Annotated in this window: 15 protein-coding genes; 9 read left to right on the top strand and 6 right to left on the bottom strand. The window is 50.6% G+C overall.

Translation table 11 applies throughout. The annotated features are described in order from the left end of the window. Positions 1 to 15 precede the first annotated feature (15 nt). From CSQ88_RS14340 to CSQ88_RS14330, 3 genes are read right to left on the bottom strand one after another with little or no spacing between them, the layout of a single operon-like run. Positions 16 to 1,398: an efflux transporter outer membrane subunit gene (locus CSQ88_RS14340; RefSeq protein WP_257212612.1), complete on the bottom strand. Its 1,383-nt coding sequence runs from the start codon at positions 1,396 to 1,398 to the stop codon at positions 16 to 18. After that, entirely contained in the window at positions 1,391 to 4,528 is a 3,138-nt protein-coding gene (locus tag CSQ88_RS14335) for an efflux RND transporter permease subunit (RefSeq protein WP_099398775.1), read from the bottom strand. Before CSQ88_RS14335 ends, CSQ88_RS14340 begins: the two co-directional genes overlap by 8 nt. A gap of 9 nt (positions 4,529 to 4,537) precedes the next feature. Beyond that, entirely contained in the window at positions 4,538 to 5,695 is a 1,158-nt protein-coding gene (locus CSQ88_RS14330; protein ID WP_099398774.1) for an efflux RND transporter periplasmic adaptor subunit, read from the bottom strand. Positions 5,696 to 6,182: 487 nt separating this feature from the next. On the opposite strand from CSQ88_RS14330, the gene CSQ88_RS14325 reads away from it, so the two are divergent. The 4 genes from CSQ88_RS14325 (at position 6,183) to CSQ88_RS14310 (ending at position 12,887) form a co-directional block, all read left to right on the top strand. After that, entirely contained in the window at positions 6,183 to 6,782 is a 600-nt protein-coding gene (locus CSQ88_RS14325) for a TetR/AcrR family transcriptional regulator (RefSeq protein ID WP_099398773.1), read from the top strand. A gap of 124 nt (positions 6,783 to 6,906) precedes the next feature. Continuing rightward, positions 6,907 to 8,103 (top strand): efflux RND transporter periplasmic adaptor subunit, encoded by a 1,197-nt coding sequence (locus CSQ88_RS14320; RefSeq protein WP_099398772.1) that lies wholly within the window; start codon positions 6,907 to 6,909, stop codon positions 8,101 to 8,103. Positions 8,104 to 8,149: 46 nt separating this feature from the next. Further along, a complete protein-coding gene (locus tag CSQ88_RS14315) occupies positions 8,150 to 11,287 on the top strand; it encodes an efflux RND transporter permease subunit (protein WP_099398771.1) in 3,138 nt (1,045 codons plus the stop codon). Between the two features lie 250 nt (positions 11,288 to 11,537). Further along, positions 11,538 to 12,887 (top strand): efflux transporter outer membrane subunit, encoded by a 1,350-nt coding sequence (locus CSQ88_RS14310; protein WP_099398770.1) that lies wholly within the window; start codon positions 11,538 to 11,540, stop codon positions 12,885 to 12,887. 526 nt (positions 12,888 to 13,413) lie between these two features. On the opposite strand, the gene CSQ88_RS14305 is transcribed toward CSQ88_RS14310, so the two are convergent. From CSQ88_RS14305 to fnr, 3 genes are all read right to left on the bottom strand, one after another. Beyond that, on the bottom strand, positions 13,414 to 14,640 hold the full coding sequence (locus CSQ88_RS14305; RefSeq protein WP_099398769.1) for a trypsin-like serine protease: 1,227 nt from the start codon (positions 14,638 to 14,640) through the stop codon (positions 13,414 to 13,416). Between the two features lie 562 nt (positions 14,641 to 15,202). Beyond that, positions 15,203 to 15,889 carry a hypothetical protein gene (locus tag CSQ88_RS14300; protein ID WP_099398768.1) on the bottom strand — a complete coding sequence of 229 codons (687 nt, stop codon included), beginning with the start codon at positions 15,887 to 15,889 and terminating at the stop codon, positions 15,203 to 15,205. 5 nt (positions 15,890 to 15,894) lie between these two features. Further along, positions 15,895 to 16,644 carry a fumarate/nitrate reduction transcriptional regulator Fnr gene (fnr, locus tag CSQ88_RS14295; protein WP_099398767.1) on the bottom strand — a complete coding sequence of 250 codons (750 nt, stop codon included), beginning with the start codon at positions 16,642 to 16,644 and terminating at the stop codon, positions 15,895 to 15,897. A gap of 130 nt (positions 16,645 to 16,774) precedes the next feature. On the opposite strand from fnr, the gene hemN reads away from it, so the two are divergent. From hemN to CSQ88_RS14270, 5 genes are all read left to right on the top strand, one after another. Next, positions 16,775 to 18,178: an oxygen-independent coproporphyrinogen III oxidase gene (gene hemN, locus CSQ88_RS14290; RefSeq protein ID WP_099398766.1), complete on the top strand. Its 1,404-nt coding sequence runs from the start codon at positions 16,775 to 16,777 to the stop codon at positions 18,176 to 18,178. A 4-nt stretch (positions 18,179 to 18,182) separates the two neighbouring features. Further along, positions 18,183 to 18,842 (top strand): sulfite exporter TauE/SafE family protein, encoded by a 660-nt coding sequence (locus tag CSQ88_RS14285; RefSeq protein ID WP_099398765.1) that lies wholly within the window; start codon positions 18,183 to 18,185, stop codon positions 18,840 to 18,842. A 94-nt stretch (positions 18,843 to 18,936) separates the two neighbouring features. After that, positions 18,937 to 19,338: a response regulator gene (locus tag CSQ88_RS14280; RefSeq protein ID WP_257212611.1), complete on the top strand. Its 402-nt coding sequence runs from the start codon at positions 18,937 to 18,939 to the stop codon at positions 19,336 to 19,338. Beyond that, positions 19,335 to 19,952: a chemotaxis protein CheC gene (locus tag CSQ88_RS14275; RefSeq protein WP_099398763.1), complete on the top strand. Its 618-nt coding sequence runs from the start codon at positions 19,335 to 19,337 to the stop codon at positions 19,950 to 19,952. Before CSQ88_RS14280 ends, CSQ88_RS14275 begins: the two co-directional genes overlap by 4 nt. Further along, positions 19,952 to 20,905 carry a GGDEF domain-containing protein gene (locus CSQ88_RS14270; RefSeq protein ID WP_099398762.1) on the top strand — a complete coding sequence of 318 codons (954 nt, stop codon included), beginning with the start codon at positions 19,952 to 19,954 and terminating at the stop codon, positions 20,903 to 20,905. Before CSQ88_RS14275 ends, CSQ88_RS14270 begins: the two co-directional genes overlap by 1 nt. The last annotated feature ends 154 nt before the right edge of the window (positions 20,906 to 21,059 follow it).

The raw sequence follows: 21,059 nt of genomic DNA, 5'->3' as shown, positions 1-21,059 counted from the left end.
GGCACATTTAATTGATTATGTGCCTGCTTTCCAGCCTCCGCCCATGGCTTTATAAAGATCAACCGTTGCATTGAGCTGATCACGCTGGGCTGCGGCAAGGTTGAGCTGGGCCTGAAATAAAGAACGCTGGGCATCCAGTACTTCCAGATAGCCTGAAAAGCCATTGTCGTAGCGTAATGTCGCCAGCTTTAATTGCCTGCTGAGCGAATCCAGCTGCAACTGCTGGGCGGCGACAATTTTTGTGCTGCTACTGCGGGCGATCAGCGCGCTTTGCGTTTCGGCAAAGGCTTGCTGAATACTCAGGCGGTAATTGGCGACGGCTTGCTTCTGGCGGGCGGTTGCGCCATCCACATTGGCGGCAGTGCGGCCATTATCAAACAGCGGTGCGGCCAGGTTGCCAAGAAAAGACCATGTTTTGGCCGGGCCGGAAAACAGATCGCTGATCGATGCGCTTTCTGTTCCAAGTAAACCCGTCAGAGAGATGGTAGGGTAGTAAGCCGCCCGTGCTGCCGCAATGCGTGCACCTGCCGCCTTGAGTGATTGCTCGCTGGCCTGAATATCCGGGCGGCGGGTCAGTAGCTCAGATGGCAGGCCCAGCGGCACATTCACCGGCATAATAATCTGTTTGAGCTCTTTACCCCGGGTGATGCCCGATTCGATCATTTCACGCGGGTTCTGGCCGATCAGAATACTCAAACTGCTGGCCACTTTGGCAATACTTTGCTCAATGCCGGGCACACTGGCTTGCGCGGCGGCAAGCTCCACCTCAGCCTGGCGCATATCCAGCTCGGAGGTGACGCCGCCTTCAAAGCGGCGTTTGCGCAGCTGAAAACTCTCCTGCCGTGTTTTGAGCGTGTCTTGCGCAATAGCAAGCTGCTGATCAAGTGCGCGCAAATTAAAGTAGGTTTGCGCCACATTGGCGTAAAGCGCCAGCGCGACCGCATCGCGATTGTATTCACTGGCTAAAAGATCCGCTTTTGCGGCGTCATTGGTGTTTTTAATCCGCCCCCACAGATCCAGCTCCCAGGAGGCCGTTGCACCCAGCGAGTAGCTGTCTGACGGGCTGCCGATTTGTATAGACTGGCCCCGGCCCGCCTTGCCGGCTAAATCCAGCCGTGGCAGTTGCTCGGCAGAGCTGATACCCAGCGCAGCACGCGCTTCGTCGATGCGGGCAGCGGCAATCACCAGATTCTGGTTATGCGCTTCTGCTGCGCTGATGAGCTGATCCAGCACGGGGTCGTCAAATTGCGCCCACCAGTTGCGGCCTATGCTGACATCGCTGACAGAATCGCTGCGCCATGCGCTGGGCAGCTCGGTTTTGGTGTCGGCGACGGGCGGTGTTAAGGCGCAGGCGCTTAGGGTGGATGCAATCAGAAGCGCGAGGACGGTTTTACGCATGATGATCTCCTGCTTCAGGGCTCGTAGCGATTTTTTTCTCGCTGCTTTTCATGATTAAGCGGAAAAAGAGCGGGATAAAGAAAATAGCAATAAAGGTGGCAGCCAGCATCCCGCCAATCACGGGCGTACCCAGTGAGTGACGGCTGGCCGAACCCGCGCCGCTGGATAAAACCAGTGGCACGCAGCCCAGAATAAAGGCCAGCGAAGTCATCACAATCGGGCGGAAGCGTAAACGTGCCGCCGAAAGTGCAGAATCAAGCAGGCTCATGCCTTCTTCGTGTTTCATTACGGCGAATTCCACAATCAGAATCGCATTTTTTGCCGCCAGCCCCACCAGCGTCACCAGGCCAATCTGGAAATAAACGTCGTTGGTTAAGCCGGTTAAAAATACGGCCAGCAGCGCACCAAACAGTGCAAAAGGTACGGCGCTGATCACGGCAATTGGTAGTGTCCAGCGCTCGTATTGCGCCGCCAGAATCAAAAACACCATGATGATACCAAAACCAAAAGCAAGCACTGCGGATGATCCGGCGGCTTTTTCCTGATAGGCCGAGCCTGTCCATTGCAGCTTGTAATCTGCGCCCATAACGCTGGCTTCTACTTCTTCCAGTGCTTTAATCGCCTGGCCGGAGCTGACGCCCGGTGCAGGTTGCACCATGATTTTGGCCGCCTGGAATACATTAAAGCGTTCAACTAATTCCGGGCCAACCGATGTTTTAACCTGCACAAGGCTGGTGAGCGGAATCATGTCGCCTTTATCTGAGCGTACATAGACATTGCGGATGTCATCCGGGCGGGCGCGGAAGTCAGCTTCCGATTGCAATTGCACGCGGTAGGTGCGGCCAAACTGGTTAAAGTCGTTCACATAAACCTGGCCAAAGGTGGCTTGCATGGTGTCAAACACCTGGTTGATGCTCACCCCCAGTGCCTTGGCTTTTTCCCGGTCCAGATCAAGATAAATCTGCGGCACATTGGCGCGGAAAGTAGTGGAAACGCTGGCAAATTCCGGACGTTTTTTGGCTTCATCAACAAAGCGCTGTGTGGCTTTAGAAAATTCGGCCGTGTTGCCCGTGCCCCGGTTTTGTAAATAGCCTTCAATCCCGCCCGTGGTGGACATGCCCTGAATGGCCGGTGGGTTAAAAGTGGCGGCAAAGCCGTCTTTCATCCCCATATAAGCCATGCCCTGGAATTTTTTAGCCAGTGCAAAGGAGCTGTCTGCCGGATCTGAACGCTCTTTCCAGTCTTTCAGCGTAGAAAACACGATGCCGCTGTTGCTGATAATGGCGCCGGAAAGAATATCAAAGCCCACAAAGGAAACGACGTTTTCGACGTTTTTATTGGCCATCAGCATTTGTTCAAAATGATTGCTGGAGGCGGCGGTCCGGTTAAGTGAGGACGCATCAGGCAGCATGACTGCACTAATCAGCGTGCCCTGATCTTCATCGGGCACCAGTGCGCCGGGGACTTTTTTCAGCAGCACAAAGCTGGCCAGCAAAATGGCCGCAAACAGAATGAATGCCACACCCACACGGCGGTTTAAGAAGGCCACACCACCCACATAGCCATTGGTGAGGCGGTCAAAACTTTTGTTAAACCACACAAAGAATTTTGCCGGTTCGCTATGGCTGTTTTTCAGCAAAATGGCACACAGCGCCGGGGTGAGTGTTAAGGCCACAATCCCTGAAATCACCACCGAAACAGCAATCGTAACGGCAAACTGCTTATACATCACACCGGTCATGCCGCCCATAAAGGCCACCGGCAGGAATACGGCGCAGAGCACCAGCACAATTGCAATGACGGGGCCGGCTACTTCCTGCATGGCCTGGATGGCGGCTTCTTTGGCCGAGCACTTGGTCTCGCTCATGATACGCTCGACGTTTTCCAGCACCACAATGGCGTCATCCACCACAATACCAATGGCCAGCACCATCCCGAACAGGGTTAACAGATTGATCGAGAAGCCTAAAACCAGCATCCCTGCAAAGGTACCAATCAGCGAAATCGGCACGGCAATACACGGAATCAGCGTGGCGCGGAAGTTTTGCAAGAAGAGGTAAACCACGATGAACACCAGAATAATGGCTTCAAACAGGGTATGGACCACTTCTTCGATCGAGATCTTTACAAACTCGGTGGTGTCGTAAGGAATGGAGTAGGCAATTCCTTCGGGGAATCGCGCTTTAAGCTCTTCCATTTTTGCTTGAACGCTGGCGGCAACGGCAACCGCATTGGCGCCGGGCTGCAGATACAGGCCGATGGCTACCGCGGATTTGCCATTTAGACGGGCTTGCAGATCGTAATCCTTACCGCCCATTTCTACCCTTGCCACATCTTTCAGGCGAATTTTTGCGCCGTCAGCGGTGGAGCGGACAATGATGTTTTCAAACTCTTTGGCGTCTTTTAAACGGCCCTGGGTGTTGACTGTGTAAGTAAAATCAATGGGTGCTGTCGTTGGCTGGGCACCAATTTTACCCGCAGCAAACTGCGCATTTTGCTCGCGGATCGCCCCGATCACATCGGAGGGGGTAAGTCCAAGCTGGGCTAAACGATCAGGGCGCAGCCATACGCGCATGGCGTAATCTGTGCCCCCGAACATACCAAGATCACCCACCCCCGGTAAGCGTTTAAGTTCGTCCACAATATTAAGTAAGGCGTAGTTGGACAGATAGGTGGTGTCATAACGGCCATTAGGCGAGTTCAGCGCGACCACTTCCAGAATGGATGTCGATTTCTTTTTAACCGTCACCCCCTGGCGTTTTACCTCTTCAGGCAATTGCGCCAGCGCCGCAGACACGCGGTTATTAACGTTAATCGTTGCCTGATCGGGGTCTGTGCCAATTTCAAAGTAAACGTTCATGCTCATCTGGCCGTTTGATGCGGAGCCAGACTGAACATAAATCATTTTCTCAACGCCGTTAATTTGTTGCTCCAGCGGCGCGGCAACGGTCTGTGCGATCACTTCAGGGGTGGCGCCGGGATAAACCGCAGTCACAGAAACAACCGGCGGCGTAATGCCCGGATATTGCTCAATAGGCAGTGAGCGCATTGCAGCAAGACCCGCCAGCACAATAATGATCGAAATCACGCTGGAGAAAATAGGGCGCTCAATAAAGAATTTTGAAAACATAGTGTGTCCTTATCGGGCGGCAGGGCTGCTGGCCGGGGATGGATTAACCACGGCACCGGGCCTGGCTTTCATCAGGCCATCTACAATCACTTTCTGTCCTGCTTTTAAGCCTGATTCAATAATCACTTTTCCATCAATGACCGAGCCCAGTTTTACGGGAACGGGCATAACTTTATTGTCCGCACCAACTGTCATCACAATATGGTCGGCCTGCGACTGAACTACGGCGCGTTCCGGAATCAAAAGGGCGTTTTTACGCTTACCAAGCTCAAGGGTCACGCGAACAAATTGCCCTGGCAGTAAGTCACCTTTGGGGTTTTTGAAAATAGCGCGGGCGCGGATGGTGCCGGTTTTTGGATCAACCCGGTTATCAGAGAAATTAATCAGGCCAGTTTGTGAATAAACACTGCCATCGGCCAGTTTGATTCTGGCGGTAAAGTTTTTTGAATCGTTGAGTTTGATTTGCCCGTTACGGGTGGCGGCTTCCAGCTCCTGACGATCTTGTTCGGAGTAAGAAAAGTTTACATAAAGCGGATCAAGCTGGCTGATGGTGGTGAGGCGGCCGGAATCGCCTGTTGCAGAGATTAAGCTGCCTTCTGATTGCACCAGCTTACTGGTGGTGCCCGCGATCGGCGCGGTCACTTTGGTGTAGCCTAAATTAAGCTCAGCCTGCTTGACGCTGGCCTGAGCAGTCTGGCTGCTGGCGAGGGCAGAAGCGTAAGCAGAGAGCGCATCGTCGTAATCTTTACGGCTGACGGCGTTTTCTTTATAGAGCGGCGTAATGCGATCCCGGTCGGCACGGGCTTTATCTAATTTTGATGCCTCTTGAGAGAGCTGGCCCTTGGCCTGATCCAGAGTGGCTTTATAAGGCTCGGGGTCGATTTCAAATAAAACCTGGCCAGCCGTTACTTGCGCGCCTTCCACATAGGTTCTTTTTAATAAGATGCCGTTAACGCGGGAGCGTACTTCCACATCGCGATAGCCTGCCGTTTCGCCCACCATTTCTTTATTAAGTGCGATATCAACGGGTTTTAATTCAATAAAACCAATCGGGGCAGGAGGGGGGGTGACAGGGGCGGTTTCTTTGCCACAGGCACTGAGTAAAACGAGGGCGGTAAAGGCGCTGAGGCGAAATACATGGGGTAAAAACCTGGTTCCCTGATACATGGGGTATCTCCGGCTGGTTATTTTAAATTGTGGCTAAAGCTATGTTTACAGCTGCTTGACGTGGCTTTCAGAAACAGGCCGGAATGGCGTCTTTTTAAACCCCACTCTTTTTTTGTGTGAAGTGCTTTTAGGTAGCGCTCAATGCAATGTCATCGGCATTGAAGAAAATCGGGCCGCTCAGAGTATGGGTTTTTATTTTTGTAAACCAGTGCATAGTGTTTTTATAAATTCACACTATTGCCTTGTGAGTTTAGAACTTTGTCAGCTTGTTCGCTTTTTTAGTTCAGGCTGAGTGAAGACATTTGTTGCTTTTGTTGCTCAATTAAACACACAAAATTAGTGTGGTTATTTTGTGTTCTTGATTGATTTTGTTGAGGTTTATGTATAAAGAGCGGTGCTTATTTGCTAATGGGGCTTGCTGTGTTGTAAAGCCTTCACTTTTGTACTAATTTAGATTAGACTGTCCAGTCTAAAATGAGGTGTGGTGATGGTTAAGAGTAAGCTTGCAGAAGATGAATCAGGGCTGGACCCTGTCATTTGTGCTGCTAAGTCTGTTTTTTGTGAAATGGGTTACCGTGCCAGCATTGAAAAAGTGGCCGCCCGGGCAGGCGTGGCGAGGCAAACTATTTATAACCGTTTTGGCTGTAAACAAGCCTTGTTTGAATTAGCGATTGACCACTTTATTGGCGAGATGCTTGCGCCGCTGGCGGTGAATGAAGGGGATGTGCGGGAGCGTTTATTACGCTTTTCTCTAACGTTTCGTGCGCAAATCATGACGCCGGAATCGGTAAAGGCGCATCGGGTACTGACGGGTGAGGCGCCGCGATTTCCAGAATTAGCCCGCCGGCATTTTGAGCTTTGTATTGAGCGCACGGCAAAGCAACTGGCTGCGCAGTTGGAAACAGCCATGCAGGAGGGCGTATTGCGCCCGGCAGACCCTTTTGAAGCGGCCACGTTTTTATTTGACATGTTGGCAGGTTACGATCAGCTGAAATTATTGTTTGGTGGCGAGCCGCCTGATCCTGCAGGAGAAACGGCAAAGGTAAACCGTATCGTTGATATGTTCTTACGTGCATATCAGGTGTAAGTGTTTTGTTGTGTTAGCTTGATTTAAGTGTCAAATTGCTGTATTCATCGAAATGAAATGCAATCTCATTACTGTTGAAATTTATAGGTATGAATAAATAATGTCATATTACAAAGGATTAGGAATGCTTCCTTCGCTTAGAAAAAGTGTGGTTTTAGTTATTGGCGCGGCTGGCTTGCTGGCGGCTTGCGGCAAGCAAGAGGGGGGGGCTGGTGGCGCTGCGGGTGGTGGTATGCCGCCGCCTGAAGTCACCGTGGTAACCGCTCAGGCGGGCAGCTCTGCGCTGACGCGTGATTTAAGCGGCCGCATTACCGCAGTGCGTACGGCTGAAGTGCGCGCTCGGGTAGACGGTATCCTGGAAAAACGCTTATTTAACGAAGGCGGCGAAGTAAAAGCGGGCCAATCCTTATTTAAGATTGATTCGCGCGTGCTGGAAGCCAATGCCGCCACCGCTAAAGCGACGCTGGCAAAAGCTAAATCCAGTGTGCTGATTGCTAAGCAAACAGCCGATCGCTATCGCCAGCTGGTGGGTGAGCAGGGTGTAAGCCGCCAGGAATTCGACCAGGCCGAGGCCCAGCTTAAGCAAGCCGAGGCCGAAGTGGCTGCAGCTGAAGCAGAAGTTCGCCGCAGCAGTGTGGATCTGGAATACGCCAGCGTGCAGGCGCCGATCAGTGGCCGCATTGGCCGGGCCTTAGTTTCAGAAGGGGCGCTGCTGAATAAGGGCACAGGCACACCGCTGGCGCTGATCGAGCAGCTCGATTCGGTTTATGTGGATTTCAACCAGTCTGGTGCTGATTTGTTGCGTTTAAAACAGCTGGCCAAAGTGGGTAAGCTGAAACAAGCAACGCTGCCGGTTGATTTGCTGCTGGAAGACGGTACGCCTTACGCGCACGCAGGCAAATTACTGTTTGCTGAGCAAACCATTGATCCAGCCACGGGCACCGTGACTTTACGCGCTGAATTCCCTAATCCTGATCACCTCTTGCTGCCAGGTATGTTTGCAACGGTGCGTGTGGCTCAGGGCGCGATGGATGCCACGGTACGTGTGCCGCAAAAAGCGATTGTGTCTTCGCCGCAAGGGCAGTTTGTTTATATCGTGGGTGGCGACAATAAAGTGGCGCCCGCTCCGGTTAAAACCGGCGGTTTCTCGGGTACGGACTGGATTATTCTGAGCGGCTTAAAAGGCGGCGAACGGGTGATGGTGGATGGTATTCAGAAAGTACGCCCGGGTGCGGTGGTGAATCCGGTGGATGCGGCTGCGGCTAAATCTGCACCCGCACCTGCATCTGCGACATCTGCTGCTGCCCCTGCAAAAAAATAGATGCTGCTGATGATGCATAAGCATCACTGGCGCATTAGGAGAGTTTATGTTTGCTCGATTTTTTATCGATCGCCCCGTATTTGCTTGGGTGATCGCCATTATTATTGTTTTGGCAGGTTTGCTGGCTTTTAAAAGCCTGCCGATCTCTCAATACCCCGAAGTGGCTCCGCCTGCTTTAACGATTAACGCAACCTATCCTGGTGCAAGTGCACAGGTGATGGAGGAAACGGTTACTGCGCTGATTGAGCAGGAAATGAATGGTCTGGAGAACATGCAGTATATGAGCTCCAACAGCGACAGCGCCGGCAATATGGCGATTACGCTGACCTTCAGGCCAGGTACTGATTTGGATATCGCCTCGGTAGAAGCGCAAAACCGCGTAAAGCGGGTTGAAGCGCGTTTACCCAGCGAAGTGCGCCAGCAAGGCGTGCAGGTGGTTAAATCGCGTAGTAACTATCTGATGTTTGTTACGCTGCTGTCGCCTGATGGCAGCCACGACAATGTGGCCTTGGGCAGTTATGTGAATTCCAGCGTGATTGATTCGATCCGCCGTGTGCCGGGTGTGGGTGAAGCCATGCTGTTTGGCTCTGAATACGCCATGCGTATCTGGCTGGATCCGGCCAAGCTGACTGGTTTCAAGCTGTCTGCGGCTGAAGCGCTGGCGGCGGTGCGCGCACAAAACGTGCAGCTGGCTACGGGTGAAATCGGCCAGTTGCCAGCACCTCCGGGCCAGCAGTTTACGGCTACGGTTGTGACTCAGGGGCGTTATGTTACGGCAGAGCAGTTTGGCAATATTGTGCTGCGCGATGGCAAAAACGGCTCGCAGTTACGCTTAAAAGACGTGGCCAGGGTTGAGCTGGGTGCATCCGATTACAGTGTACTGGCGCGTTTAAATGGTAAGAGTATTGCGGCGATCGGGATTAAGCTTTCCCCGGATGGCAATGCGCTGGAAACAGCTAAAGCGGTAAAAGCCAAGCTGGCGGAGCTGTCTAAGTTCTTCCCTAAGGGCGTGACTTATGAAGTGCCTTACGATACATCCAAATTTGTGGATATCTCTATCCATGAAGTAATGAAAACCCTGGTCGAAGCGATTGGCCTTGTGTTTGTGGTGATGTATTTATTCTTGGGTAATATCCGCGCCACGCTGATTCCGACTATTGTTGTGCCGATTGCGCTCTTGGGTGCTTTGGTGGGCTTGCAGCTGTTTGGTTATTCGATCAATGTGCTGACGATGTTTGCCATGGTGCTTGCGATTGGTATCCTGGTTGACGATGCCATTGTGGTGATTGAGAACGTCGAGCGCATCATGAGCGAAGAAGGCCTTGCTCCGCGCGAAGCCACGCAAAAAGCCATGGGGCAGATTATCGGCCCGATTATCGCCATTACCCTGGTGCTGACGGCCGTGTTTGTGCCGATGGCGTTTTTCTCGGGTGCGGTGGGCGCGATTTATCGCCAGTTCTCGGTGACTTTAGTGCTGACGATGTTCTTCTCGGCGCTGATGGCTTTAACCTTAACGCCTGCGCTGTGCGCGACCTTCCTTAAGCCTTTGAAAAAGGGCGAGCATCATGGCACTAAGGGCTTTTTAGGCTGGTTTAACCGTAAGTTTGCTGCATTAACCTTGCGCTATCAGGGCTGGGTAGGCACATGCATTCGCAAGACTGGCTTGTCCCTGCTGTTTTTTGCCTTGATTCTGGCTTCTACCGGCTGGCTGATGTCGCGCTTGCCTACGTCTTTCCTGCCTGATGAAGACCAGGGTTACTTTATTAGCGTGGTGCAATTGCCTGCAGGTGCAACGCACGAGCGCACGCTGGAAATCGTTGAGCAGGTTGAAGCACACTTTGTGAAGCAGCCAGAAGTTGATCGTGTGATTGCGATTGTGGGCTTCAGCTTCTTTGGCCGCGGCCAGAATGCGGCACTGGCGTTTGTCACCTTAAAAGACTGGAAAGATCGTCCGCTGCCAAACGATCAGGTTGGCCCGGTGGTGCAACGCGCCAATATGATGTTGTTCCGCATTAAGCAGGCGTTTGCCTTTGCCACCAATGTGCCGCCGATTCCTGAATTGGCATCGGTGGGCGGGTTTGACTTCCGCTTGCAGGATCGTGCCGGTTTAGGCCGTGATCGCCTCTATGAAGCACGTAATATGCTGCTGGGTATGGCTGCGCAAAACAAAGCCCTGGCTGGGGTTCGCCCGGATGGTCAGGAGCCGGGGCAGCAGCTTTTACTGGATGTAAACAAGGTAAAAGCCAGTCAGCTGGGCATTGATATGACTGAGCTGAACAACACACTGGCGATTTCATTAGGCTCTGCCTATGTAAACGACTTTGTGCGCGAAGGCCGTATCTTGCGTGTGTTGATGCAAGCCACACCGGAAAGCCGTCTTTCTCCGGATGATTTACTCAAGCTGCAAGTAAAAACACGCGCGGGTAATTTAGTGCCGCTGTCTGAAATTGCCGAGGCGAAATGGCAGGCAGGTGCTTCAGCGCTGGATCGCTATAACGGCCTGCCTGCGTTTAAGATTTCTGGCGGCCCGGCTCCGGGTAAAAGCTCGGGTGAGGCGATGGACGCCATGGAAGCGATGGCCAAGCAATTGCCGCCGGGTGTGGGTTTTGAATGGTCGGGTACTTCGTATGAAGAACGCCTGTCTGGCTCGCAAGCGCCATTCTTGTTCGGCTTGTCGATTCTGATCGTGTTCTTATGCCTTGCAGCGCTGTATGAAAGCTGGTCGATTCCGTTTGCTGTGTTGTGGGTGGTGCCGCTGGGTATCTTCGGCGCGGTTGCTGCCATGACATTGCGTGGCTTGCCGGACGATGTGTACTTTAAAGTGGGGCTGATCGCCATTATTGGTTTATCGGCAAAGAACGCGATTCTGATTATCGAATTCGCCCGTGATTTGCAGCGCCAGGGCTTGAGTGCAATTGATGCCACGCTGGAAGCCTGCCGCTTACGCTTCCGCCCGATTCTGATGACGTCCTTTGCCTTTATCGCTGGTGTATTGCCGCTGGCCATGAGTACCGGTGCTGGTGCGGCCAGCCGCCGTGCCATTGGTACCGGGGTGATGGGCGGGATGATTACGGCAACGGTATTTGCGGTGTTCTTAGTGCCGGTGTTCTTTGTGGTGGTGCGCCGTTTCTTCCCTGAGAAACCCGTGGTACGCAGCGGCGACATTGCGGATGACCATCGTTAATTAGATTTGCTGGCCTTCGAAGGGCTCTGATTTAAGCGGCTTCAGCTGAAAGCGAAGGGCGCAAAGTCTTGAACCACAGAGAACACAGAGAGCGCAGAGAGCACAGAGAGCACAGAGAAAAATCCTCTGCGAACATGGTTTTCTCTGTGGCCCTCTGTGTCCTCCTTTTACTCTGTGGTTCAAGGTTTCGCTCTCTATCAAGGCTAGCTGCTAGATCGAATAATGACGCGAACCAATAGGTACGATAAAGATGAAAAAACAATTAATGTCTAAGACCCTGCTGCTGGCGATGACGCTGGGCCTGGGCGCTTGCGCGATGGGGCCGGATTACGTCCGCCCTGCAGCGCCTGTCGCCAGTGTGGTGGGCAGCCAGCCAGCGGATATAGCAACGCCACAGTGGGGGACTTATTTTTCTGACCCTGCTTTGAATGTGGTTATCGAAAAAGCGCTGGCGAATAACCGCGATTTAAAAATTGCCACGGCCAGAATCGAAGAAGCCCGTGCGTTGTATGGTATTCAGAAGGCGGATTTCCTGCCTTCGGTGAATGCCAATGCCTCCGGCAATATCAGCCGCAGTAATCCGGATGCGGATATCAGCCGCCGCTACGAAGCTAATCTGGCGCTGCTCTCCTACGAGGTGGATTTCTGGGGGCGTGTGCGCCGTTTAAGTGAAGCCGCCAAGGCCAACTATCTGGCAAGTGAAGAGGCGCAGCAATCGGTACGCAGCACGCTGATTGCCGATGTGGCCAATAGCTATTACAGCGCCCAGGCCTTACAGGCCCGCAGCAATTTTGCTGAGCAAACCGCCAAGGCACGGGCAGAAAGCCTGCGCGTGGTGAAGCGCCGCATGGATGTGGGCGTGGCCAATCGTCTTGATCTTTTGCAAGCTGAAGCCGCCCAGGATAGTGCCATCAGCGATCATACGGCGCTGGCCCGTCAGGCCGCCAATGCCCAGACGGCGCTCGCTGTATTGGTGGGTGAAGCGGTAAGTCTGCCCGTGGCTGATTTAAATGCGGATGTGGTGCAGTTGCCAGGCGGTTTTAATTCCACCGTCTTGCTGGAGCGCCCTGATGTGCGCGCTGCGGAGCAAAAACTGGTAGCAGCCAATGCCAATATCGGCGCTGCCCGCGCGGCCTTCTTTCCTAAAGTCACATTAATGGGCAGTGGTGGCGTGGTAAGCAATGAGCTGGAGGATTTATTCTCTGGCGGCAACCGCGCATGGAGCTTCTTACCGCAAATCAGCCTGCCGTTGTTTGACGGTGGCCGCTTACGTGCAGGTGCAGATATTGCCGAAGCACGCAAAGTGATTGCCGTGGCCGAATATGAAAAAGCCATTCAGCTGGCGTTTAAAGATGCGGCAGATGTGTTGTCTGATCAGGCATGGCTGAGCAAACAACTGAGCGCTCAGCAACGCCTTGCAGAGCGTCAGGCGCAGCGTTTGAAACTGGCTGAGGTACGCTATGCATCGGGTCTGGCAGGCTACCTGGATGTGCTGGACGCACAGCGCGAGTTTTATAATGCCAGCCAGGGGCTGATTGAAACCCGCCGCGCCCGTTTGGCCGCTTCGGCACAGGCGTTTAAGGCTTTGGGCGGGAAGTAAAGTCAGATTGTGCTGGCAGGCAAACGACCCCCGATGGGGTCGTTTGTTTATGCGGTAAGTATGGTTAAAGAGCAAGTTGAGCCGAGTGTCTTACGTATTTAATGCAAATTAAATACATATAGACCTGTCATGCGGCTTTGAAATCTCGTGGCGCATCAATGATTTGGCTCGACCCTGCGCTGAAATGGGCTGCTGATCCCACTGGCAAGCGCTGAAGAAACCCCATTTTCAGCGATGTTGCCATTTAGTTCTGACTGACCATTAAATGCCTGTTTGGTATCGAATTACGTCAAGCCATAAACCAAAATGCGCGGCTTTAAGCGATGGGGAGAGCGTGTGATGGCGCGGGACTTTGACTGCTAGATCACAGATTTTAAGTATGTGCGGTGATTTTAAATCGCTTCACGCAGCTGGGCGTGCGATGGCGATGCGTGGCTGATTTGTGTAACAAAGACTAAAGGTGAGAAAGCCCCCTGTTCCGAATAGCAAGCGATGACTTTGTGTTGGAACAGGGGGCTTTTAAATATTACTTAGCGCTGCAGCTGCCTAGCAGCGTCCATACATTGCTGTAAACATCAGGACGTGCGGCATTTGACCACCAGCTTGCCTGATACTTATTGCCCATAAAGCTGACAATATCCATGACTTTATAGGTAATGCTTGCGCTCCACGCCGTAATATTGCCGCAGCCGCTGTCACCGCCTATTTTGACTAATTGCGACATGCTGTTACTTTGTCCTGCCGTATCGGTTACGGTGAGGCTGACATTGTAAGTGCCTGCGCTGGCATAGCTGTGGTTTGGAGATTGCTGCGTTGAGCTTGAATTGTCACCAAAGCTCCATGCCCAATTGCTGATGCCTTTGTCGTCAGATGATGTGTCTTTAAAGCTGGCATTCATACCGACAATATTGCTGCTGAACGAGGCAACAGGTTTTTGATCGCCACCTCCGGTCTCATCGGGAGTGATGCCGGTTTTTTGTGCAATCCATGGCAGGTAGCTGGAGGTACGGGTGAATGCCGTGGCACCGACGCATGAATTGCCCCAGCTAACAATGCCGATGCTATAGAAATTGCCGTTTTGGGCCGCAACAAATGGCCCGCCACTATCACCATTGCAGGCCGAAACACCTCCCGCACCCCCGCCGCAAATCACCGATGCGGGCAGGTTGAAATTCAGCTCGCTGCTACAGACCTGATTGCTTAATACCGGTAAATTCACTTCACGCAGCACATCACTCGGGCTGCCTTGATTTCTTGTCAGGCCCCAGCCTGATACGGTCACGCTTTTACCAATACCAGCAATTTGGTTTTCAATGGCAACGGTAGGTAGTTTGGCTGGTATAATACTTGCACTGGCAGGGCTTGCAAGTTTTAGCACTGTAATATCCCAGCCTGAACGTATCCCCTGTGCGCCACTCCAGTTTTCGTGGGTAATGATTTGGCTGACTCGAATATTTTGCCCGTCACGACGGCTCATGCTGTGAGCGCCCACCTGTACCGTCAGTGAGCTGGTCGATGCACCATCCACGCAATGGGCTGCTGTTAAAACCCAGTTGGGGCTGATTAAGGTACCACCGCAGCCCTGGCGGCCATTCATGAGTAAGGCCACTTGGTAGGGCCTGGAATTAGGCGTTGTTTCAATGCCCCCTACAATGGTGGGTTTGGCGGGCGTGCTGTTGGCTGCCATGCTGGATAAAGGCAGTGCACATAGTGTGGCGAGTAAGGCTGCAGTTAATTTGATGTGTTTTTTCATGGTTGTCTCTTCTTTGGTTTTATAAATGGATGTTAAAACTGGTGTAAGCCCGTTCTAACTCCTTCACTACATCCTCTGGATTACAGAGGTTTACTACATCGTGGCTAACGAGTGCATTACATTCGTTTAGCGCTAAATACAAATTATGAGCAAAGCAGCGCCCTCATTTACGTGGAATGAATGAACTTGAATAAAGGGCGTAAGAGGTTTTTTTTCTGATTTTTTAGTAAGTCTATTTTTTATGTCAATGACATTGACGTAAGCACGCCTTACTATAGAAAACATCAGTAAATTGTCAAATAAATGACAGATAACGCATGAAAGTCTAAATTTTCTAGCTTAAAAGCTATTTATTCATGGATGACTAATGGGTTTGCTGCATGTGGAAAGGCATTAAATGCCAAGCCATGCCGCAGGGGGAGGGCGTTAGATGGGGGTGTTTATGAATTGGCCATTTATGGCTGATGGCTATAGAGCATGAATTAGAAAGACGGGCGACACAAAAAAAACCGCGGGTGTTTTTTTGATGGTTTGTAAATCTGCTGCGGCTTGGCTGGGGTTTTTAATGGCCTTTCGTTAAAGACAGGATAAACTGTGCCAGCGTACTGGCGGGCTCAACCTGCGCAGGCAGATTGAACGGGCAGTTCTGTGCGTGGAAAGGTTGATGTGCTCTGTTTTGAGCGAAGTTTAAATAGTGTGAGCAAAGCGGCGCAATGCTTTGCCATTGTTCTGTTTGCAGTTGGGCTAGCTTCAGCAAATCTGCTTTGGGTGAAGGCCTGCCATTAGGGAAAATGATTTTCCAACTTTCCAGAAGCGGTTTCATCAGGATGAGTTGCAATAAGGCTAAGAAACTGGCGGCACCGGGGCCGCCAGCATGCAGCCAGCTGTTGCGGCCAGCAGGGGCCAGCGCGTCAAGCAGCGGCTCAGCAAGGCTTAGTGCCTGATGCGTGCCGCCTGCTGCCAGCATCCAGCCAAACTGCGCTGCGCATTGGGGCTCGCCGGTGAGGGCCAGATCGACATGCTGCCATTGTTGAGCCTGAGCCCATCGGGCACTCAGCAGATAATCATCCAAGCAGCTATGACCCGCGCTGATTAATAATCCCCCCGGAGGCAAAGCAGGGATCTGGCCCTGCATTCCCAAGGGGAGCAGCATAAGCTGCGAAAGCTGCAGGGGATTAAGCCGGGATTGCAGTGACTCTAAAATGGCCGCAGGGGCAAGAAACAGAACTGGGCCATTTAATAGAGTCATAGGGTTTATTGATGGCAGTTGTTGATAAGCTGCTTCAGTGCATCGGGATTGATAATTTCAATCAGACGGTTTTGCACTTTAATTAAACCATTTTCCTGGAATTTAGAAAGCGAGCGGCTGACTGTTTCCAGCTTGAGCCCTAGGTAGCTGCCGATTTCTTCACGCGTCATGCGTAAATGAAAGCTGCTGGCCGAATAGCCACGAATGGCAAAACGCTGAGACAGATTCAGCAGAAAGGCAGCAATACGTTCTTCGGCCTTCATATTGCCCAGCAAGAGCATCACGCCATGGTCGCGAACAATTTCCCGGCTCATCAGCTTATAAAAGTGATGTTGCAAAATAGGGATACGGCGGCTTAATTCTTCCATATCGGTAAAGGGCAGCTCGCAAACTTCGCTGTCTTCCAGTGCAATGGCATCGCAAGAGTGCAGATCTGAGCTTACGGCATCCATGCCCATCAGCTCGCCAGTCATATGAAAGCCTGTGACCTGCTCGCGGCCGTCTTCTGAAATAACACTGGCTTTGAAAAAGCCAAGCCGGATAGCGAACAGTGAGCGGAAAGGTTCTCCGGCACGGTAGAGCGCTTCGCCCCGCTTAATGGGCTTGGCCTGGGTGATCAGAGTATCCAGCTCGCGCATTTCTTCTGTAGAAAGACCGATAGGCAGGCAAAGCTCACGCAAGCTGCAATTGACACAGCTCTGGCGAAGATGCTTAAGGCTGAGGTCGCGTACTGGGGTGTGAGATGTTGTTGTCATGGGGCGTTTCAATTCGTGTTCTCGATATCACCTAGTATGCACGATTTCCCGTGCAGATTTTGATATCGATCAAGGTTATGAAAAATGAATCTGGGCAAGCTGCACTGATACGATAAAAGGATAAAACAGGATGCTCCAAGATAATGTTGCTGTGTTACAGCCGCTTGATTTTGATCGAAATTTAATTAGTCAACACAATGGGAAAGGCCCAAGGTATACATCCTACCCCACTGCGGATCGATTTGCTGCAATGGATGCACATACTTATGAGCAAAGTGTATTACAACAACAGCCCGGCACCCGTGTTAAGCCATTATCCTTGTATTTTCACCTGCCATTTTGCAATACCATTTGTTATTACTGCGCCTGTAACAAAGTCATTACCAAGGATCAGAGCAAAGCAGACCAATATCTCAATTATCTCCTTAAAGAGGTAAAATTACAGTCGGCATTATTAACAAAGCGCGGCACGGTTTCTCAGTTGCATTTTGGCGGCGGTACGCCTACTTTTTTGACTGATGATCAATTAAGCAGACTGATGGATGGGATTCGTGCCCATTTTGATTTAAAGCCCGATGGCGAGTTTTCGATTGAAATTGATCCGCGCAAGGTCAGTGCCGCAACAGTGGCGCATTTAGGCGCGATTGGTTTTAACAGGATGAGTGTGGGTATTCAGGATTTTAATCCGGAAGTTCAGCAGGCGGTTAACCGTGTGCAAAGTGAAGAAGAAACACGCATCGTCATTGATGCAGCAAGAGCAAAGGGTTTTAAATCAGTCAGCATTGATCTGATCTATGGCTTGCCGCATCAAAGTCAGGCCACTATGCGTGACACCATCGAAAAAGTACTCACTTTGCGCCCCGACCGGCTGGCATTGTACAGCTACGCTCATTTACCTGAGCGATTTAAGCCGCAAAGACGCATTGATGCTGGGCATTTACCCACTACAGAGGGTAAACTCGATATCTTACAAAGTAGTGTGAATCAGTTACTGGCGGCCGGTTATGTTTATATCGGTATGGATCATTTTTCCTTGCCGGATGATGCTTTAGCAATTGCTCAGAGGCGTGGTCAATTACACCGTAATTTCCAGGGCTATTCTACCCATGCAGATTGCGATTTGATGGCTTTTGGGGTGTCTGCAATTGGCAAGGTGGCCAATTGTTTTGCCCAGAATGTAAAAGATTTAGATGCTTATTATCAGGCTTTAGATGCAGATCGCCTGCCTGTTGAGCGCGGTTTATTAATTAGTCACGATGATTTTTTGCGTGGCTCAGTGATTCAGTCACTGATGTGCCAGTTTGAGCTTAGTTTTCAGCCTGTTGAATTGTCTTATTTAATTGATTTTAATAGCTATTTTGCAGAAGAGTTGGAATTGCTTGCGCCTTATGAGCAGGATGGTTTACTTGTATTGAATAATGATTCAATCACAATCACTGCCAAGGGGCGTTTCCTGGTTCGTTCTATTGCAATGGTTTTTGACCGGTATTTACGCCATGCCGCACCAGCGGGGCGCTATTCTAAGTTGATATAAATGAATGCTTGAATCAGATCTTTTCGCATTGTTTCTTGCCGGCCTCTTAGGGGGCGGGCATTGTGCAGGAATGTGCGGCGGCGTGGTCGCCGCTTTTAGTTTGCAGCTTCCCAATGGCCCACGCTGGCATTATCACCTTGGTTTCAATTTCGGGCGCTTGCTCGGTTATTGCCTGATTGGTATGCTTGCGGGCTTGCTGGGTTCCTTGTCAGCATTGCTTTCATTGCAAGGCGTGAAAGGGGGCCTGTATATCTTTGCCAATTTACTGCTGATTTTATTGGGCAGCTATATGGCAGGGTGGTCTTCATTAATTTTGTTTCTGGAAAAAGCAGGGCGCCCTTTATGGGGTAAAATTCAACCGTATATGCGGCTGTTTTTACCTATTAAGCGCTGGCCGGATACCCTGGTTGTTGGCGCGCTTTGGGGATGGCTTCCCTGTGGTCTGGTCTATACCGCATCATTAAATGCACTGGCAAGTGCCAGCCCGTGGCACGGTGCTTTAATTATGTTGTCTTTTGGTTTGGGTACACTCCCTAATTTATTATTGATGTCTGCGTTTTCTGAGCAGCTTAGGTATTTATTTAAAAACAAATATTTACGCTGGCTGATTGGGGGCGGCTTGATGGCTTTGGGGACATACAGATTGATTCAGTATATTTTTTAAGCAAAAAGACGGAGTTTTATCCTCTTTGCGTGTGCAAAAAAATCAAAGTAACTGACATTTATATAAATAAAAATATTCATTGCGTTTTAGTGTAGTGCCTGTTTATAAAAAAGGATTTTCTAAAATAATGCCTACCCCCATTTTGGTTGTTGATGATTCTGCTATGGCCAGAAAAATGCTGATCAGAGCATTGCCTGTTAATTGGGATGTTGAAATTACACATGCATGCAATGGAATTGAAGCACTGGCTGCTTATCGCGCGGGCAAAGCAGATGTGATGTTTTTAGATTTAACCATGCCGCTCCTAGATGGTTATTCTGTACTTGAGACCATGCAAAAAGAGGGGCTGAATAGTTATGTAGTGGTTGTTTCGGCAGATATTCAGCCGCTAGCACGCGAGCGTGTACGACAATTGGGGGCTGCGGCCTTTGTTCAAAAACCAGTGAAAGCTTCTGATATTGAGATTATTTTGCGCGAATATGGAATCGCTTTATGAATGAAGAATTGTTTTTGACTGAAGAGCAAACGGATGCATTGCAAGAAATTACTAATATTGCAATGGGCCGTGCAGGTGCGCAGCTGGCACAAATTTTAGATACCTTTATTAAACTTTCTGTTCCCCGTATTAATATTATTCAATCATCTTCTGTATCCAGCAATATTTTGAATATGATTGGCTCTAAGCGCGCCGCTACTGCAATTCGTCAATCGTTTAACGGCTCTTTGTCGGGTGAAGCCATGGTGGTTTATGACCAGCATGGGTGCAGAAATCTTGCTGATCTGATGGGCTATGATGGCGTGATTGACCGCACTTCTGAGCGCGAGCTGCTATTGGACGTAGGCAATGTTTTAGTAGGCGCTTGTTTAAACGGGGTAGCTGATTTATTAGGTGCATCGCTGGTTTATTCTGCGCCTACCATTATGGCCGAAAATGTTGAAGTCGATAAGCTGATCAATATTAAGCAAATAACCTGGAATTACGCCCTGCTGGTAGAGGTTCATTTCACTTTAGAGATTCGTGATTTCACCTGCCATCTGCTCACACTCATGCCGGAGGAATCAATTTTGCGATTGCAGCTGGCGATTGATGCGTTTATGGAAAAGATCTGATGCAACAAAGACTCTGTGATTTTATTGTGAATGAAGTGGGCGTTGGTGTTTTTTCTCTGGATAAAAACCATCGTATTTTACTGTGGAATCGTTTTATGGCTCAGCATAGCGGCATCAGTGCAGAGCAGGCAATTGGGGCTAATTTATTTGAATTATTCCCTGAATTACCTCAAAAATGGCTAAGTAAAAAAATTGAAAGTGTTTTTGTGCTGAAGAATTTCGCCTTTACTTCATGGGAGCAAAGGCCTTATTTATTCAAGTTTTCACATAATCGCCCCATTACCGGCGGTATGGATTTTATGCAACAAAACACCACGTTTATGCCGGTGCGCAATGAATCTGGTGAAGTGGATGCGGTGACTGTGAATCTGTTTGATGTCACCGATAACGCGATTGCACAAAATCTATTGCAGGAAGCGATGGGAAAACTGGAAGAGTTTTCTAATCGGGATGGTTTAACCGGTATTTACAACCGCCGTTATCTGGATATGCGCTTCACTCAGGAGCTGGAGCGGATGTCCCGCTACCAGGCCGCTTTTTTTACGGTGATTCTGTTTGACCTTGATCGCTTTAAGCAAGTGAATGATCAGTACGGGCATATTGCAGGTGATGAAGTGCTTAGGGTAGTTGCCTCACGCGTACTGACCACTTTGCGTGATACCGATGTGTTTGGCCGCTACGGTGGCGAGGAGTTTTTACTTTTACTGCCTCAGACTGATTTGGCCGGGGCGGAAATTGCTGCAGAGCGTATTCGGGAAGTCTTATGCTCATCTCCGGTACAGGTTGGGGAAACCAATATTCAAATCTCAGCCAGCTTAGGATTATCTGCTTGCCATTCTGGCTGCGGCAATCCGCACAGCGTGATTGAAGAGGCTGATTTGGCACTTTATGCATCCAAGCAAAACGGACGTAATCGCGTCACTGTTTTCTCTGCGGATTTGCGTGAATCCTGATTTTCATCTCTTATTAAACAGAGCCCTTTGAACTGCACCCCAAAAGTTGGACACCCGTCCATATTTTTGGGGTGTTTTTATGTCCAAGTACTCAACGCAATTCAAGCTCTCTGTCGTTCAGCAATATTTAACTGGCGAAGCAGGTATCAAAACG

Source organism: Iodobacter sp. BJB302 (assembly GCF_002735645.1).
In the GTDB taxonomy this organism is placed as follows: Bacteria; Pseudomonadota; Gammaproteobacteria; order Burkholderiales; family Chitinibacteraceae; genus Iodobacter.
The sequence above is the reverse complement of the archived record's forward strand: the minus strand, read 5'-3'. Positions and strand labels throughout refer to the sequence as shown.

Excerpts from the sequence above, each read along its gene's own strand:
- CSQ88_RS14325 (WP_099398773.1), top strand. The coding sequence starts at position 6,183 with ATGGTTAAGAGTAAGCTTGCAGAAGATGAATCAGGGCTGGACCCTGTC.
- CSQ88_RS14340 (WP_257212612.1), bottom strand. The coding sequence starts at position 1,398 with ATGCGTAAAACCGTCCTCGCGCTTCTGATTGCATCCACCCTAAGCGCC.
- fnr (WP_099398767.1), bottom strand. The coding sequence starts at position 16,644 with ATGACAACAACATCTCACACCCCAGTACGCGACCTCAGCCTTAAGCAT.
- CSQ88_RS14315 (WP_099398771.1), top strand. The coding sequence starts at position 8,150 with ATGTTTGCTCGATTTTTTATCGATCGCCCCGTATTTGCTTGGGTGATC.
- CSQ88_RS14335 (WP_099398775.1), bottom strand. The coding sequence starts at position 4,528 with ATGTTTTCAAAATTCTTTATTGAGCGCCCTATTTTCTCCAGCGTGATT.
- hemN (WP_099398766.1), top strand. The coding sequence starts at position 16,775 with ATGCTCCAAGATAATGTTGCTGTGTTACAGCCGCTTGATTTTGATCGA.
- CSQ88_RS14330 (WP_099398774.1), bottom strand. The coding sequence starts at position 5,695 with ATGTATCAGGGAACCAGGTTTTTACCCCATGTATTTCGCCTCAGCGCC.
- CSQ88_RS14305 (WP_099398769.1), bottom strand. The coding sequence starts at position 14,640 with ATGAAAAAACACATCAAATTAACTGCAGCCTTACTCGCCACACTATGT.
- CSQ88_RS14300 (WP_099398768.1), bottom strand. The coding sequence starts at position 15,889 with ATGACTCTATTAAATGGCCCAGTTCTGTTTCTTGCCCCTGCGGCCATT.
- CSQ88_RS14285 (WP_099398765.1), top strand. The coding sequence starts at position 18,183 with ATGCTTGAATCAGATCTTTTCGCATTGTTTCTTGCCGGCCTCTTAGGG.
- CSQ88_RS14270 (WP_099398762.1), top strand. The coding sequence starts at position 19,952 with ATGCAACAAAGACTCTGTGATTTTATTGTGAATGAAGTGGGCGTTGGT.
- CSQ88_RS14275 (WP_099398763.1), top strand. The coding sequence starts at position 19,335 with ATGAATGAAGAATTGTTTTTGACTGAAGAGCAAACGGATGCATTGCAA.
- CSQ88_RS14320 (WP_099398772.1), top strand. The coding sequence starts at position 6,907 with ATGCTTCCTTCGCTTAGAAAAAGTGTGGTTTTAGTTATTGGCGCGGCT.
- CSQ88_RS14310 (WP_099398770.1), top strand. The coding sequence starts at position 11,538 with ATGAAAAAACAATTAATGTCTAAGACCCTGCTGCTGGCGATGACGCTG.